At 36.6% G+C, this 15,493-nt stretch carries 17 protein-coding genes; 4 read left to right on the forward strand and 13 right to left on the reverse strand.

The window, feature by feature from the left end:
* Positions 1 to 74: 74 nt before the first annotated feature.
* Positions 75 to 365, forward strand: coding sequence for a hypothetical protein (locus tag RV17_RS05525; protein WP_071868722.1), 291 nt, complete (start codon positions 75 to 77; stop codon positions 363 to 365).
* Between the two features lie 37 nt (positions 366 to 402).
* On the opposite strand, the gene RV17_RS05530 is transcribed toward RV17_RS05525, so the two are convergent.
* The 11 genes from RV17_RS05530 to RV17_RS05580 form a co-directional block, all read right to left on the reverse strand.
* Complete coding sequence (locus tag RV17_RS05530) at positions 403 to 612, reverse strand: helix-turn-helix domain-containing protein (protein ID WP_067483366.1); 210 nt, start codon at positions 610 to 612, stop codon at positions 403 to 405.
* A gap of 53 nt (positions 613 to 665) precedes the next feature.
* Entirely contained in the window at positions 666 to 1,139 is a 474-nt protein-coding gene (locus RV17_RS05535) for a DUF2975 domain-containing protein (RefSeq protein ID WP_071868723.1), read from the reverse strand.
* Positions 1,140 to 1,276: 137 nt separating this feature from the next.
* Positions 1,277 to 2,626, reverse strand: coding sequence for a UDP-N-acetylmuramoyl-tripeptide--D-alanyl-D-alanine ligase (locus RV17_RS05540; protein ID WP_071868724.1), 1,350 nt, complete (start codon positions 2,624 to 2,626; stop codon positions 1,277 to 1,279).
* A gap of 115 nt (positions 2,627 to 2,741) precedes the next feature.
* A complete protein-coding gene (locus tag RV17_RS05545; protein WP_071868725.1) occupies positions 2,742 to 3,818 on the reverse strand; it encodes a D-alanine--D-alanine ligase in 1,077 nt (358 codons plus the stop codon).
* Between the two features lie 260 nt (positions 3,819 to 4,078).
* A complete protein-coding gene (locus RV17_RS05550; RefSeq protein ID WP_067483376.1) occupies positions 4,079 to 4,528 on the reverse strand; it encodes a YaiI/YqxD family protein in 450 nt (149 codons plus the stop codon).
* On the reverse strand, positions 4,512 to 5,885 hold the full coding sequence (locus RV17_RS05555; protein WP_071868726.1) for a hypothetical protein: 1,374 nt from the start codon (positions 5,883 to 5,885) through the stop codon (positions 4,512 to 4,514). The genes RV17_RS05550 and RV17_RS05555 overlap by 17 nt, the downstream gene beginning before the upstream one ends.
* Before the next feature lie 333 nt (positions 5,886 to 6,218).
* Positions 6,219 to 6,713: a GNAT family N-acetyltransferase gene (locus RV17_RS05560; RefSeq protein WP_071868727.1), complete on the reverse strand. Its 495-nt coding sequence runs from the start codon at positions 6,711 to 6,713 to the stop codon at positions 6,219 to 6,221.
* A gap of 55 nt (positions 6,714 to 6,768) precedes the next feature.
* The gene (locus RV17_RS05565) at positions 6,769 to 7,368 is read right to left on the reverse strand and encodes a TVP38/TMEM64 family protein (protein ID WP_071868728.1); all 600 of its coding nucleotides are present in this window, start codon (positions 7,366 to 7,368) and stop codon (positions 6,769 to 6,771) included.
* A gap of 151 nt (positions 7,369 to 7,519) precedes the next feature.
* On the reverse strand, positions 7,520 to 8,149 hold the full coding sequence (udk, locus tag RV17_RS05570) for a uridine kinase (RefSeq protein ID WP_067483384.1): 630 nt from the start codon (positions 8,147 to 8,149) through the stop codon (positions 7,520 to 7,522).
* A gap of 84 nt (positions 8,150 to 8,233) precedes the next feature.
* Positions 8,234 to 8,929: a YjjG family noncanonical pyrimidine nucleotidase gene (locus RV17_RS05575; protein WP_067483386.1), complete on the reverse strand. Its 696-nt coding sequence runs from the start codon at positions 8,927 to 8,929 to the stop codon at positions 8,234 to 8,236.
* Between the two features lie 17 nt (positions 8,930 to 8,946).
* Positions 8,947 to 9,663, reverse strand: a complete 717-nt coding sequence (locus RV17_RS05580) for a 16S rRNA pseudouridine(516) synthase (RefSeq protein WP_067483388.1) — start codon at positions 9,661 to 9,663, stop codon at positions 8,947 to 8,949.
* A 319-nt stretch (positions 9,664 to 9,982) separates the two neighbouring features.
* Between RV17_RS05580 and RV17_RS05585 the strand changes: the two genes are divergently transcribed.
* The 3 genes from RV17_RS05585 (at position 9,983) to RV17_RS05595 (ending at position 12,879) form a co-directional block, all read left to right on the forward strand.
* Positions 9,983 to 10,594, forward strand: coding sequence for a 50S ribosomal protein L25/general stress protein Ctc (locus RV17_RS05585; protein WP_067483390.1), 612 nt, complete (start codon positions 9,983 to 9,985; stop codon positions 10,592 to 10,594).
* A 439-nt stretch (positions 10,595 to 11,033) separates the two neighbouring features.
* Positions 11,034 to 11,357 (forward strand): DUF960 domain-containing protein, encoded by a 324-nt coding sequence (locus RV17_RS05590; RefSeq protein WP_067483392.1) that lies wholly within the window; start codon positions 11,034 to 11,036, stop codon positions 11,355 to 11,357.
* A 157-nt stretch (positions 11,358 to 11,514) separates the two neighbouring features.
* Positions 11,515 to 12,879 carry an MATE family efflux transporter gene (locus tag RV17_RS05595; RefSeq protein ID WP_071868729.1) on the forward strand — a complete coding sequence of 455 codons (1,365 nt, stop codon included), beginning with the start codon at positions 11,515 to 11,517 and terminating at the stop codon, positions 12,877 to 12,879.
* A gap of 39 nt (positions 12,880 to 12,918) precedes the next feature.
* On the opposite strand, the gene RV17_RS05600 is transcribed toward RV17_RS05595, so the two are convergent.
* Both RV17_RS05600 and RV17_RS05605 read right to left on the reverse strand, forming a co-directional pair.
* Positions 12,919 to 14,865 carry a KUP/HAK/KT family potassium transporter gene (locus RV17_RS05600; protein ID WP_086271069.1) on the reverse strand — a complete coding sequence of 649 codons (1,947 nt, stop codon included), beginning with the start codon at positions 14,863 to 14,865 and terminating at the stop codon, positions 12,919 to 12,921.
* Between the two features lie 283 nt (positions 14,866 to 15,148).
* Positions 15,149 to 15,403, reverse strand: a complete 255-nt coding sequence (locus RV17_RS05605; RefSeq protein WP_067483398.1) for a GlsB/YeaQ/YmgE family stress response membrane protein — start codon at positions 15,401 to 15,403, stop codon at positions 15,149 to 15,151.
* Positions 15,404 to 15,493: the final 90 nt, after the last annotated feature.

Consider the following 15,493-nt stretch of genomic DNA (forward strand, 5'->3'; position numbering starts at 1 on the left):
TGCTACAAGAGAAATAAACTTCTTTACTTCTTTTTTTGTTATAATTCATAAAAAACTGAAAGGAGATCTAATTTATGCTAGTTCTCGCACTTTTGACAGGTATTGGTACATTTTTCAATTACTCTGCTATTACGAACCATACTTATTCATTGTCTTTAGCGATTTTTTTCCAATTAATTCTTTTTGGCTTAACATTAATTCCTTTGCTTAGTTACAAAGGTAGACGTTCTCGCCCAAGTTATGATGGCGGCTGGTACACGATTTGGACGATTCCTTTTGCACTGATTATTCTATCTTTTCTAGGTAATTTAGCTGCGCTAGTTATCTTTTTGTTGAACCAATTTGGTTATCTCTCAGGCTTCTAGAATTTTCTAGAAGCTTTTTTATTGGCATGCAATATCTCTACGATGTTTCGTCAACATATTCCAATAAGTCAGCAGGTTGGCATGACAATACCTGACAAATTTTTTCAAGTGTCGAAAATCGAATTGCTTTTGCTTTACCTGTTTTTAAAATGGACATGTTTGCTTGGGTGATTCCGACACGCTCAGCCAATTCTGTAACACTCATATTACGTTTGACTAACATAATATCAAGATTCACTTTTATCATTTTTGTTCACCTCTTCAGTCTGGTTAAGAAATCGAATACTCATTCTCTGTTGGTTAAATAGTCAACTCATAATCTAACTTCAACTCAATTGCATTTTTAAGAAGCTTTTCGATAATCGAAACGAAGGTCGCTACTGCTAGTGGAATAATCAACATACCCAAGCCAATAATCATCACGCCTGGTGCATCATCATTGTCTGCAATATAATAAACAAAAGGTACAGTCCCTATAAGTACGATAAATTCCATGATTGTTAAACGAAAAATTGCCCGAACGTAAATCAAGCTCATCGCCGAGAATGCACGATCATTATCCACTAAAACTAACATTCGATACATGTAATAAATGATTAAAAGGGAAGCAATCGCTGACAAATAAAGTGAGATGCTGGCAAGTACTTGCTCTGGAAACACGGAATGCTCATTGATTGAAAACAGTAGTCCCATGGTTAGTAAAAAGCTGAGAAACAGAATAAATGCCACTAAACCTGCTAAAATAAATTTTAAAAAAGTTGTTTTTGGTTTCATAAATACAATCTCCCCTACCTTTAAGATAAAAATAGTATAACGTTCTCTATATCGTAAAACAATATGTACATATTGAAAAACAATAAAATTTTAAACAAAAAAGAGTACGATTTCTCGTACCCTTGCTATTACTAAATTTAGTTGAGCTTTTGTAATCTTTCAACTACTTCATACAAGCCCATTCCATTACTTCCTTTTAAAACAATACTGTCTTCTGCTTCCAATTGTGTTTCAATTTCTTGAATTAAAGCTTGCTTATCCTTTTCAAAATAAAAAACAGGTAGTTCACCACTTACTTGTAGGGCATCACGTAAATTTTCCATTTGACTACCATATAAAAAGATTCCCGCGAATTTATCAGGATCGATATGCTCACTCATTTGGGCATGCATTGTTGGAGAGTCCGGACCAAGTTCTAACATGTCAGCAAGAACCGCAAAACGGCGACCATTCGTTGGTAATTTTTGGAAAGTTTCTAAGACTAATCCCATCGCTGTTGGATTTGCATTATAAACATCGCTCAAAATCGCTGCTCCATTTCCAGCTGTTAACCATTCCGTTCGATTTTGCGTTATTGCAACTGTCGCAAAGCCTTGACGAATTTCTTCAATGGATAAACCAAAGAAGCGACCAACGGTATAAGCAATCAACGCATTCGTTACATTGTAACTTCCTGGTAAAGGTATCGTGAATGATTCGCCTGCAACTGTAAATGTCGTAGCTGTTTTTTCTTCCCTTGTTACCTCGCCTCGCACGTCACCCTCAGCAAGCCCAAATGTTGTTACTTCTTGTGACAAATTCTGACTTAGTGGTTTCAATAATGGCTCATTCGCTGGAATGATCAATAGACCTTTCTTCGACAAACCATCAACGATTTCCATTTTTGCTTTTGCAATCCCTTCACGAGAACCAAGATTTTCAATATGGGCTTCTCCAATCATAGTGATTGCAGCAACTTTTGGCTGTGCCATTTGAGATAACTCCGTGATCTCATTAGCATGATCCATTCCCATTTCTAAGACCAATTTTTCTGTTTCTTCCGGCATATGCAAAATAGTGTACGGTAAACCAATATTGTTGTTATAGTTTCCTTGCGTTTTATACGTCCGATATCGTTGTGCTAAAACGGAAGCGGTCAAATCTTTCGTTGTTGTTTTTCCGTTACTTCCTGTAACTGCAATTACTTCTGCGCCAACTTTTGCTAAATAATATTTTGAAAGTGCCTGCATTGCCTTCAATGTGTCTTCGACTGGAATCACTGAAATTTCTGTAGGTGCTTGAGCCATGTCCCAACTCCAGAAAGTGGCTGTTGCTCCATTTTCAATGGCTTGTTGAATAAACTCATGGCCATCACGCGCACCCGCAAGTGGTACGAACAAACTACCTTCAGTGACTTTTCGACTATCAAATTCAACATTTGTGATTTCAACGCTCTTCTCGCAATGACTTGAAAGTGCCTCTGCAATTTCTTGACTTGTTACCTTCATGTATTTTCTCTCCTCAGAAGAGGTCACTCCAGAAAAAAAAACAGTTACTCCTTTCTGAAATGCCTGTCTATTCATAAAAAGGGGTTGCGACAATCATTGTCACACCCCTTCTTTTTTATTCGTGTGCTTCAAAAAAGCCTTGTCTTTGTTCATAGCGGTTCATTCCTAATTGAATCAGTTCTTCAATTAAGTCACCATATTTTAATCCCATGTTTTCCCATAATAAAGGATACATACTGAATTCAGTGAATCCCGGCATTGAGTTTAATTCGTTTAAGAACAACTCATTTTTACTTGTCAAGAAGAAGTCACAACGGCTTAAGCCACTTCCACCAAGCATTGTGTAAGCCAATTTTGCATATTCCTGTGCTTTTTGATGTACTTCTTCAGGTACTTCAGCAGGAATTTTCATTTCTATTTTATTATCAATGTATTTTGCATCATAGTCATAAAAAGCAACATCTTTCACGATTTCTCCAGGTAAAGTTGTTCGCACATCTTCATTACCTAAAACAGCTACTTCAATTTCACACGCTTCAATTCCTTGTTCGACGATTGCACGAGAATCAAATTGATAAGCTGTTTCCAACGCATTTTGAAGCTCTTCACGATTTTCAGCCTTTGTAATTCCAACACTTGAACCCATATTTGCTGGTTTAACAAACATTGGATACAACAGGGAACCTTCACATTGATCAAAAATCTTTTTCGGATTTTCTTTCCATTGATTTTTTAATACGGGTACATAAGGAACTTGTGGAACACCCGCAGCCTGTAAAATGTACTTCGTCATAATTTTATCCATTGCACAAGCACTTGTCAGTACGCCTGCACCAACATAAGGCAGATTTAACGTTTCCAAAAATCCTTGAATCGTTCCATCTTCTCCATTCGGACCATGAAGGACTGGAAAAACGATTGTTCCTTCTTCTTTGATTTCACCTGGGTTAATGACTTTCCCAGTGAATCCTTCTGTTACTTTTCCACTTGGATCCCATGTCAAATGTAATAATTCTTTGTTATCAGGTTTTTCTGTTAATAATGGGCCCTTGACCCACTGTCCATCTTTGCTAATAAAAACGAGTTGAACTTGATAATATGCGTAATAAATGGCATTTAAAACAGAAAACGCCGAAAGAATAGATACGTCGTGTTCTGCACTACGTCCACCATATAGTAAAGTAATCTTCAAAAGATTGTCCTCCTGTATTTTCAAATCATTCAGTGATTTACCTCCATATTTTAGCACAAAATGAAAATAATCGACCAACTTATTTGTAAAAAAGTGCGACAAAAATCATTCACAACTTTTTTTCACGGTAAACTCCTTTGAAAAAATTTTTTCTTTTCTTCCTTGCTTAAAGCAAAAGAAAAAGACCAAGTAATCTTTCAACTTGATCTTTTTTATTTTATTCAATTAACATTAAAAAAAATCGTACAAAAAAGAAATTTTTATTTGCGTAGCTCTTTCATTGCATTAGTTAACGCGGACAAAAAATCTTCATGTTCTTTTTGCGTAAATGGTTTTGGTCCTTTTGTTCGCAGACCCGCCTTCCTTAATTTGCTACTGTGATAACGTTGTTCTAATAAAGTATCTATATTTGTTTCATCAAACTCTTTACCTGTTTGGTGAAATACACGAACACCTTTAGCTAATACTAGAGAAGCCAATCCATAATCTTGTGTCACTAAAAAGTCCCCTGCATGGATTAAGCCAACAATTTTATAATCTGCACTGTCTGCACCACGATCAACATAAACAAAGCGCACATTTTCCGGATATTCTTTCGTCGTATAGTGATCCACGCTCGTTACAATTACGACTTCTAGATTAAAAGCTCGTGCTACTTGAATCGCATCATCTTTGACTGGTGAACCATCTCCATCAATGAATAGTCGCATTCTTTTTCGCTTCCTTCCATAAATAATAAACAATAACTGTCAGCAGAATCAGCACACTTAGGTTAAACCACTTTGCCTGCTCTACTAGTTGAATACTTTCAGCAGATTGCCTCATGGTACCTGTCATTCGTAGTAAGAAACGAATAGGCTGCCCCAACTGTTTCGTTAAGAAAAGTAGGACACCCATCAAGAAAAATTGATGGGTCAAACTCCCTTTATTTTGCGTCGTATACTTCACGATTAAACGTTGATCTGGCGAAATTTCTTCCAACTGCTCATACAATTGATTTAAGTGACTACCAAGTAACGTATGTACCAAACTCAGTAAAAGGATGCCAATTGAGAAAGCATTGGGGCTAAATAATACGCCAAATGAAACAAGTAGTCCTAAGCAATAACTAGCAATCGAATGACCTTCAGGTAATTTTTTTGTTACAACTGGTCCGACTATCTTTGCCAAAATCAGCCCAACGATATATGGAAAATAGAGCGTCGTAGCTAATTGATTAAAGCCAGCAATGATTCCTAGATAAAAAGTGCCAAATAAAAATAAAAAATTGCCAAGCATTCCATCTAAAAACGTCAATAAATTCAGCCAACTAGGTAATACCCATGTCTGCTTCTTTCGGCTTAAGTAGAACGTAATCAAAATATACAACAATAAGATACTGAAAAGAGCAACATCAAATAATACCGTATCCATCAATAGTCGCGCAGTTCGCAACAAAAAAAGAGAAATAAAAAAGCCAAAAAATAAAATTAATTCCTTTTTTTCAATCAAATTTCTTTGCACGTCTTTAAAATCTAACTCATAACGTGGGTAATGTTTGACTGTGTGATAAGCCATCACGTAAAGCAACGTATAAAAACCTAGTGTTGCTGCTAATTGTAAAGGCATTGGTAAGCGAACAGCTTCATAAAGAAGTGCCAGCATAATTAACGCATAAATATATTTTTTGCCTTTAATATTGATGAATCCCTGTTGTTTTTCATGGAAGTTAACAGTGACATTTGCGGGAACGAGCCAAGCAGCACTAAGCCCTAGGCAAATCGCCGAAAGATAAAACAAAGGGAACGACAATAACCCGAACAAGCCAAGCAGTGAACCTGCACCTCCAACCAAAAGTGAGATCATCAGCAAAGTGTAACTATCTAAACCAGCATGAATTCCTCGAATCAAAAACAAACCAGTCATTCGGAACGTATAAAACAAAGTAAATGGCAAAACGGTTGCCCAATTGTAACCGTTATTCAAACTCAAAAATAAAAGATACGGAATAAAAATCACCGTATTACTCAAAATAAACGGGGTTGTCTCAGTAAAATTACGACCAAATTGTTTCAGTCTGTCTAACATAATCAAAACTCCTCGAATGGTCAATGACAAGTTTGTCGACCTTTAGTTAGTTCAAGTTTATCATTAAAGAGTGGACAAACCAATCTTATCAACCTCTGATCACACCCAAAATAATCTTGATTAAAAAAAAAGAGGCACGACAAAATGTCGTGCCTCAACTGGTACTTGAATAATCAAGTAGATAAGCCCTTCTCCACAAAAGTCTTACCCGACACTGCCTACATCCGGTAGGTGATGAAAATCATCGCGTGCCTCCAAAATCAATTAGGTACTCTGTAAACCAGAGACCTTCTCGACCCGTCGCATGTGACTACTTTATCACAAGTTACACTGTCATGCGAGTTCTTTTTTCATTTTATAGTCAACCATTTGAAAACCTTCGCCAATATCTGAGATTAATTCTTCCTCCAACTGAAAGCCTTGGTGCTTATAAACATCTATTGCATGGAGGTTATCTTGATTCACACGCAAAAAAATTTCGGAGACTTTTTCTTTTTTGGCAAGTTCTTCGTACCAATCGAAAACGGCTGAAGTTAGCCCTTGACCACGCACACTCGCCAATAAATATAATTTGCTTAAGTAAATGCTAGACTCAAATTTTTCATAGGCTGTGTATCCAACAGGTTGATCATCTTTTATTAATAAAAAATAATACACATCATTGCCTAATTCTTTTTGAATTTGTTCTTTTGATTGATAAGTGGCTAGCATGTAGTCCACTTGTGCTTGACCAATAATTGGCACAAACGCTTCTTGCCAAACATCATGAATGATTGGTAAAAGCTGATCAAGCTCTTCTTCTGTTGTCACACGCTTTTTTTCTAACATTGACTAACTTCCTTTCCGTACAGGTTGTTGCTATTATTCCATGAAAAAACAAATGCTACAAACCTTGTGCTTTTCTAAATAAATAAAGCATCATAAGTCCATATATTCCCACTGACCACGGCTTTAAAATCAAAATAATTCGCATGTATTCACGAAAAGACATTTTTGTTAAGCCGGCTACTAAGCAAACGAGATCGTCTGGTGCAAAAGGTAAAATCAACGTCCAAATCAAAAAACGGCGGATGTTTTGGGTATGTGCAGTCAATAATTGATTAAATTTTTGATATTTTTTTGGTGATAAAATCAATTGAACGAAGCTTACGCCGTAGTAACGCACAAGTAAAAAGCCAAGTGCTTCACCGATTACTAATCCAATGTAGCTATAAACTAAGCCCCACCCAGTGCCAAACATCAGCATCCCTACAACAGATGAAATACCACCAGGCAAAATGGGAATGATTACTTGGATAATCTGTAACAAAATAAAAATCAATACCGCATATTGACCAAATTGTTGAATAAATACTTGCAACGAATCCGTTGATTGAAAAATTCCATGGCGATACGCATAGATGGCAAGTATGAAAAATAAGCTAAAACCAATTATAGGTAAAATTTGAAAGATTCGCCGAATCGTTGATCGATAATTTTCCATAGCAGGTCTCCATCTCTTTTAAATTTTGTTTTTTCCTATACCTACGTTTTTAGAAAAAAGTTCCACAGAAAAAAGCAGCTGCTGAATCTTCTAGTCAAAACCCAACCGGAAATGTTGATTCAGTCAACTGCTGTGTATTAAAAAGTCTTACTTAATTATGGTTTAAGAAGCTAGCTACTTTTGTATTGATTAAATCAATTGCTACGTGGTTTTCGCCACCTTCTGGAACAATAATATCCGCATACCGTTTAGTAGGTTCAATGAATTGATGATACATCGGTTTCACTACCGTTAAATATTGTTCAATAACAGAATCCAACGTGCGGCCTCGTTCTTCCATGTCTCGTTTGATGCGGCGAATAATGCGAATGTCATCATCCGTATCAACATACAATTTTATATCCATCAACTCACGTAAACGTTCATCTTCCAAAATCAAAATTCCTTCAAGAATAATGACTTCTTTTGGCTCTTCAACAATCGTTACTTGACTTCTAGTATGTTCTACGTAGTCGTACACGGGTTTTTCAATGGCTTCATAATTCAATAATTTTTCGACATGCTCAATTAGTAAGTCGTTATCAAAAGCAAATGGGTGATCATAGTTCGTGTTCAATCGTTCTTCAAAACTAAGATGACTTTGATCTTTATAATACGAATCTTGTTCAAGCATCATGATCGAGTGGTCTGGGAAATTACTAAAAATCGCACGACTGACGCTCGTTTTGCCACTTCCTGATCCGCCCGTCACACCAATGATAATTGGCTTGCTTTTTGTCATTAACTAAAACCTCTTTCATATCCTATTTTTCATTCCTATCTATTATAGCGGAAAAATATGAAAATGCTACGATTTTTCTGAAAATTATTCATTTCCATTCTCTAAAATAGTATAAATTTCAGCTAACGAATCAATTCGGTAAGTCGGTGTGATCTTCTCGCTTTCTGGTAATTGATTTTTATTGAACCAAATCGTATCAATCCCAGCTTGATTACCTCCTTGGATATCTGAGGTTAGTGAATCACCAATAATGACAGTTTTTTCTCGATCCAACTCTGGAATTCGATCAAACACATAATCAAAAAATTCTTTCATCGGTTTTTGTGCGCCTACATCTTCAGAAACAAAAATTTTTTTGAAATAAGGCAATAATTCAGCATCCGTTAAACGTTGATACTGCGTTTGTGAGACGCCATTCGTTACAATATAAAGATCCGCTTTTGGTGCCAAAGAATGAATCAGCTCTCGACTGCCTGCTACTAAATCATGACCTTGATTCAAATAATGACGATATCTTGCTTCCATTTGAGGACCATCCACCGTTTGACCAAATTGTTGGAACAACAAGCCAAAACGATTTCCTGTTACTTCTTCTCTCGTCATGTTTCCCTTTTCAAATTCTTGCCATAGATGATGGTTCAATGCTTTATAACTCGTTTTTACTTCTGGCGTAAGCGTAATGCCTTGTTCAGCGAATAATTCATTGAGCGCACGTTCTTCTGTTTTTTGAAAATCCAATAAAGTATCATCTACATCAAATAATAAAGTGGTATATTTCATTTGATTGCCTTCCTCTCTCATTTAAAATAATTGCTCAGTTGTCGTAGCTCAGTCAATGTCAGCGCACGGTAAGCGCCTGGTGCTAATTGTTCATCTAACGTCAAAGGGCCCATTGAAATTCGGGTCAATGCACTCACCTTTTTCCCTTGCGCCAAAAACATTTTCTTCACTTGGTGAAATTTTCCTTCTTGAATCGTCAGGAATGCCTGACTTCCTTTTGAAGTAGCACAACTAATTGTTAATGTCGCTGGTTGACACTTTGTTCCATCTGCAAAACGAATTCCTGAAGCAAAAGCACGAATATCTTCTGCACCTAATTTAGCATTTACCGTAACCTGATATGTTTTTTCTACTTTTTTATCAGGCAAAAGTAATTCATAACCCAGTTGACCATTGGATGTCAGCAGTAATAATCCTGTCGTGTCTCGATCTAGCCTGCCAACAGGATAAAGTGACGGTTGTTGATCTGCCGATGCAATCAAGTCGATGACTGTTACCTTATTTGGATCTTTCACAGCAGTTACGACACCACTTGGTTTATTCAAAAGATAATACACTTCATTTGTTTGCAATCGCTCGCCCGCTACTTCAATTTCGTGCAATAAACTATCGACATTCCGATTTTCTTGAAATTCGACTACGCCGTCTACCTTGACTTTTTTCGTCGTAAATAAGCGTTTCATTTCTTTTCTCGTTGTTTGTAATTCTTTCTCAATCAATTTATCTAATCGCATACAAGTTCCTTTCTTACTAAAAAGCATTATAACTTGAAATCAGTCGCTTGCAAATGAACAAACACCTTATCCCTTGACTTAACTTTTGATTCGCGCTACGGTTAATAGGTAAAGTGAATCGGATTTCTCATACACAGCGTAATGACCTGGTGGAGAAAAGTTGAATCATAACTTTCCTTAGACAGATGTACGCATCTGTCTTTTTGCGTTTTTCAAACGCACAACCCAATAATGTGCAAGAGATTAGCCATGCAAATTCACTTAAATAAAACTTGTCTTATGACCTAAGACAATCACATTTTAAGGAGGAATTTAGGTTATGTCAGTATCATTAGAAGTAAGTAAAAGAGCAGTACGTCCCCGTTCATTAAGAAATCAATTGCGTCACGAAGGAAAGGTGCCTGCAGTGGTTTATGGCTACCAAATGGAAAGTACCCCTATTTCATTTGATGGACAAATTTTCAGCAAAATGTTGCGTGAAAATGGTGCTAACACAGTTATTACCATGGACGTTGACGGCAAAAAAGTGAACACTTTAGTTCATAAAGTTCAAACAAATACATTCAACAATCATTTTGAACACGTTGAATTTTTATCTGTCAACATGACAGAAGATACCGAAGTTGAAACAGAAGTTGTTCTTGTGGGTGAATCTGCTGGTGTTAAATCTGGTGGTGTATTAGCTCAAAACTTGTATACAGTAATTGTTTCAGCTACACCAGATAAATTACCAGAACGCATCGAAGTTGATGTAACTGATTTGAATATCGGTGACTCAATTACAGTTGCTGACCTTCCTGCAAACAAAGACTACGCAGTGATTACTGATGGAGAAGAACAAATTGCAGCAGTTGTCGAAGCACAAGTGGAAGAAGAAGCTGAACCAGCTGAAGCAAGCGAACCAGAAGTAATTGGTTCAACTGAAGAATAAAGGTTGTGGCTCCAAACGGCCAGCTCCGACAAGCTAGTGAGTAATCACTCAAAATAGCTTTTCATATTTTGAAGTGAATGCAAGCTAGCTCGAGGAGTTGTTTGGGGAACACCGTGTATGAGGTTATAAAAGAAATGTTCAACTCCAATAAATAAAAATAAATTTCCAGAAATCACTTCTCAAATTTTTGTGAAATTTAGACTTATTTTGAAGATTACTTTGAACAATACACACATTTCGGAGGAGGTCGACGTAACACGTCCGACCTCCTCTACTTTTTTAAAAATCATTAAAAAAAAGATCCTTTAAGACAAACTGACTACTTATTGTTGCATTTTTAACTAATCTTTATTAGAATAAATCCTCACAAAAGCAAGTTTTTTCAATTTGTCTTATACTATTTAATAGAAGGATTGAAGAAACAAAGGAGGTTAAACAGATGTTTGAAAGTTTTGACAGCGAACGCAATCGTTATGCCTCTGTCGGTGTAGTATCGAGTATGCCCGGTGAATTGATCGACAGTATCTGGTTTATTATTGACTTAGACCTCAAAGGAGTTATTCCGTTAGACAATATCCTTGCCTTTGATATTGTTAACAATCATGGAAAAGTAACTATGCACTTTTCTCAACCAGGAAGTTCTGTTGAGATGGACATTGATTTACCTTTTGCATATTCTAGTCAGTTTCCTACACAAGTTTATGCTTATGATGATGGTACAAGAGAAACGATTCTTTTACCTAGCGAAATCAAACAATACTAGTCTAAAAATAGTTTAGGTTTTAATGAAAAAAGAAAGCTGAGAACTTGGAGAAAATTCCAAGCCTTAGCTTTTTTTATTTTCACGAATTTTTTATAGTATTTCCACGATAAAAACTCTATACTACTAACTAAATATGTTACGAATAGGAGTTGTACAGATGCGTGAATTAACCAAAGGGAATCCAGCGAAACTAATTTTTATTTTTACGATTCCCCTCTTGATTGGGAATATTTTCCAACAATTTTACAATATGGTCGACATGATCATTGTAGGTCAAACTTTAGGAAAGAATGCCTTAGCTGCTGTTGGTTCAACCGGAAGCTTAACTTTTTTGATTATTGGTTTTGCTCAAGGGTTAACAGCAGGTTTAGCAATTATTACGGCTCAACGTTTTGGTGCCCAAGATTATCGTGGTCTAAAGAAAAGTTTTGCTACCAGCATCATCATTAGTCTCGTCGTTACAATCATTTTAACCGTTCTCAGTCTCTTATTCATTCGTCCGATGTTACAGCTCATGCAAACTCCTCCAGAAATCATTGATCAAGCCCAAGCATTTATTTCAATCATCTTAATGGGGCTTTTCGCATCCATGAGCTTCAATTTATTATCAAATGTCATTCGTGCATTGGGTGACAGTCGTACACCCCTCTTTTTCCTGATTATCGCTGTGATTATCAATGTGATTTTAGATTTAGTTTTTATTATTCACTTCGGCATGGGCGTAGAAGGTGCTGGGATTGCAACAGTGATTGCTCAAGTTGCGTCGAGCTTGCTTTGCTTGATTTATATCAAAAGAAAGATTCCGTTACTTCAATTACGCAAAAAAGATTTTGTTTTTGATAAAAAAGAAATTCGTACTCATTTAAATATTTCGTTACCCATGGCCTTTCAAGCATCAATCATCGCTATTGGGGCAATCATTTTACAATCAGCTCTTAATAGTTTAGGGACAGATGTTGTTGCCGCTCAAGCCGCAGCAGGTCGGATTGATCAATTCGCTACGCAACCAATGATGTCTTTTGGAATCACAATGGCGACATTTACTGCCCAAAACTATGGTGCCAAAGAATATGGCCGCATATTAAAAGGGGTGAAGCAGTGTCTCCTGATGAGTGGTGGCTTTAGTATCATTGCAGGAGCAGTCGTTATTATCTTTGGTCACTCTTTTGTCCACCTATTCGTCGATGCCAGCGAGACGCGTGTGTTTGAGTTAGCACAAATTTATTTTAATATTAATGGTTCGCTTTACTGGATACTAGCCATTTTATTTATTTTACGCTACACGTTGCAAGGACTTGGTCAAAGTAAGATTCCAACAATTGCTGGGATTATGGAGCTTATTATGCGTTCATTCGCAGCCATTTTTCTAACAGCTTTGTGGGGCTATCCTGGTGCTGCTGCAGCTTCACCTTTAGCATGGATTGGTTCTGTTGCCGTATTACTTTATTCTTATTTCAAAGCAATCAAAAAGCTACGAAAATTGGATGAGCAACAACAATTAGAGCGTACTTTAGAAGCATAGAAACAAAAAAGGTTGGGACAAAATTTTGTCCCAACCTTTTTACTCGTTTTCTTTTCGTTCTTTCAACCAAGTCTTACGTGTATGTCCAATAAATAATGGGACTGTTTCATGTTTGACTTCACTATATTCTAAACCAAACCATGTTTCTGGTGACGTCGTGTATTTTTTGATAGCTAATTTTGCTTGCATAATTTGTCGATCCCACTTGCTTAATGATGTGACATTCGACAAAACTTCATCAATCAAAATAAATTGGAAATCGCCCACTTCTCTGCCTGGTGTGAGTGAATAACGTTGTGGTTGTTTCGGTAATCGGCCTTCCTTCATCAAATCGTGAATGATTTGACGAATATAAACATTGATTTCCTGCTCTACACGAAAACCAAGGAACAGTTTTACTTGAACAATGAAATCAGTATCCATCATTTCGATTTGATACTCTTTAGTATAAGGCTCATCCGTAACTTCTACATGCACAAACCAATAGACACCCGCACGCTTTGGTCGCTTATCTAAAATCGAATAAACAAATTGTTTCCCAATCTGATCGTCTTCCATGTTAGGTACCAAAAAGACGACGTTTGTTTGATAAACAGGTAACGACGTATCTTTTCTCAATTGTGCTAACTGAGGAATATATTCGCGAAGTGGAACATCTTCAGCCACTGACTCTCGAATAATATTTCCTCTTTCCCAAATAAACATGACAGTCAAAATAAGTAACGCAATCAAAACTGCCACAAAACCACCATGGAAGAATTTCACAATACTTGATAAAAAGAAAACTATCTCAATCGCTCCAAAGAAAAATGTTACAAGATGTGCTAACCAATGACTATGTCCACTTTGAATCAAATAAAAATAAAGTAGTGCTGTCGTCATCAACATCGTAACCGTAATTGATAACCCATATGCTGCTTCCATACGATGTGATGTTCTAAAAGTAATCACGATAATCGAACAAGCCAGCCATAGCATAAAGTTCACTGCTGGAATGTACATTTGACCAATACTGCTTCCGGGGTACATAATTTTCAATCTTGGTAATAGTTTCAATTTGATTGCTTCAGAGACTAACGTAAACGAACCTGAAATCAATGCTTGTGAAGCGATCACCGCAGCAATTGTAGCAAATACAACGCCAAAACCAGTTAAACTATTTGGCATCATTTGGAAAAATGGATTCAGATTTTCAATTTTTTGAATTTCTGGATTTTGATACACGTTGATTAACCAAGCTGCTTGTCCAAAATAATTCAACATCAGGCAAAGCTTGACATATGGCCAGCTCAAACGAATATTTAGTTTACCAACATGACCTAAATCTGAATACAATGCTTCTGCCCCAGTTGTTGCCAAGAAAACATTTCCTAAAATAAATAAACCTAGCCGATTATCTGGACTAAGTAATAACTGAATTGCGTAATAAGGATTGATTGCACGCACAACTGTCCAGTCTTGACTAAAGTTCATGACACCCATCACGCCCAAAAAAGTAAACCATAAGAACATGATTGGGCCAAATGCTTTCCCAACTAATTCAGAACCAAAGCGCTGAACCATAAATAAAGTCAAGATGATCACTAAAGTAATGATTACGATAATTGTTTGATCATTTCCAAACCGTTCAAAAAACAGCGGTATACCTCTTAATCCTTCAATTGCGGTTGTAACTGTTACTGCTGGCGTTAAGACACCGTCAGCAAGTAATGCCGCTCCACCTATCATTGCTGGAATAATTAAATACTTGCCACCTTTTCTCACTAAAGTATACAAAGAAAAGATACCACCTTCTCCATGGTTATCCGCATTTAGTGCAATCACAACGTATTTAATCGTTGTTAATAAAGTCAATGTCCAAAAAATTAGTGAAACTGCGCCAATGACAAAGTCAGGATTTATTCCTTGCAGTCCCCCGTTATCACCTACAATTGCCTTCATTACATACAATGGACTAGTTCCGATATCACCGTAAACCACACCCATTGCTACCAAAAGACCTGCAGCTGACAATTTTTTGACATTCTTTTTTGTTGTCAACTTTTCTCCCTCATTTCTGTCCCCAAATTAGCATTTAGAAAACAAAATAAAAAAAAGATTCAAGCAACAGCCAAAACAACTATCACTTGAATCTGATAAAAAGCATCAAACCAGCGATATCTTTGCTACGCTAGTAACCTAAAATCATTATTTTTTATCGTTTATTTCCTAAACTTCTTCTCATTATCTTAGGAAACATCCTGCGTGTCAACCACTTTTAGTAAGTGATTCAACTGCGAAATAACCGCTCAATAATGAAGTAATAAATGACTAAGCACAAAATTGCGCCAAGCAAAGCTGGAATTAAATAAACGTCTATAATTACTGGACCAAATTCACCTAAAATCAATTCACCCAACCAGCTACCCAGAGCACCAACGACAATATTTCCTGTACAGCCACCGGGAACATCTTTTCCCAAAATCGCTCCGGCAATCATTCCTAATACGCTACCAACAACAAGCGCGCCCAAAAAGCTTAACATGTCGCGTCCTCCTTCAGTCTTTATATACTTGATTTTACGCTTATTTAGTTAGTCTTACCAATGGATAAGCTTTTTTCAGTAAAAATTCTA

Source organism: Enterococcus thailandicus, assembly GCF_001886265.1.
In the GTDB taxonomy this organism is placed as follows: Bacteria; Bacillota; Bacilli; order Lactobacillales; family Enterococcaceae; genus Enterococcus_B; species Enterococcus_B thailandicus.

What these genes read in the sequence shown, in the direction of transcription:
- RV17_RS05595 (WP_071868729.1), top strand. Translation starts at nt 11,515, where the DNA reads ATGCGTGAATTAACCAAAGGGAATCCAGCGAAACTAATTTTTATTTTT.
- RV17_RS05590 (WP_067483392.1), top strand. Translation starts at nt 11,034, where the DNA reads ATGTTTGAAAGTTTTGACAGCGAACGCAATCGTTATGCCTCTGTCGGT.
- RV17_RS05580 (WP_067483388.1), bottom strand. Translation starts at nt 9,663, where the DNA reads ATGCGATTAGATAAATTGATTGAGAAAGAATTACAAACAACGAGAAAA.
- RV17_RS05540 (WP_071868724.1), bottom strand. Translation starts at nt 2,626, where the DNA reads ATGAAGGTAACAAGTCAAGAAATTGCAGAGGCACTTTCAAGTCATTGC.
- RV17_RS05600 (WP_086271069.1), bottom strand. Translation starts at nt 14,865, where the DNA reads ATGGGTGTGGTTTACGGTGATATCGGAACTAGTCCATTGTATGTAATG.
- RV17_RS05605 (WP_067483398.1), bottom strand. Translation starts at nt 15,403, where the DNA reads ATGTTAAGCTTTTTGGGCGCGCTTGTTGTTGGTAGCGTATTAGGAATG.
- RV17_RS05530 (WP_067483366.1), bottom strand. Translation starts at nt 612, where the DNA reads ATGATAAAAGTGAATCTTGATATTATGTTAGTCAAACGTAATATGAGT.
- RV17_RS05565 (WP_071868728.1), bottom strand. Translation starts at nt 7,368, where the DNA reads ATGGAAAATTATCGATCAACGATTCGGCGAATCTTTCAAATTTTACCT.
- RV17_RS05535 (WP_071868723.1), bottom strand. Translation starts at nt 1,139, where the DNA reads ATGAAACCAAAAACAACTTTTTTAAAATTTATTTTAGCAGGTTTAGTG.
- udk (WP_067483384.1), bottom strand. Translation starts at nt 8,149, where the DNA reads ATGACAAAAAGCAAGCCAATTATCATTGGTGTGACGGGCGGATCAGGA.
- RV17_RS05555 (WP_071868726.1), bottom strand. Translation starts at nt 5,885, where the DNA reads ATGTTAGACAGACTGAAACAATTTGGTCGTAATTTTACTGAGACAACC.
- RV17_RS05560 (WP_071868727.1), bottom strand. Translation starts at nt 6,713, where the DNA reads ATGTTAGAAAAAAAGCGTGTGACAACAGAAGAAGAGCTTGATCAGCTT.
- RV17_RS05550 (WP_067483376.1), bottom strand. Translation starts at nt 4,528, where the DNA reads ATGCGACTATTCATTGATGGAGATGGTTCACCAGTCAAAGATGATGCG.
- RV17_RS05525 (WP_071868722.1), top strand. Translation starts at nt 75, where the DNA reads ATGCTAGTTCTCGCACTTTTGACAGGTATTGGTACATTTTTCAATTAC.
- RV17_RS05575 (WP_067483386.1), bottom strand. Translation starts at nt 8,929, where the DNA reads ATGAAATATACCACTTTATTATTTGATGTAGATGATACTTTATTGGAT.
- RV17_RS05585 (WP_067483390.1), top strand. Translation starts at nt 9,983, where the DNA reads ATGTCAGTATCATTAGAAGTAAGTAAAAGAGCAGTACGTCCCCGTTCA.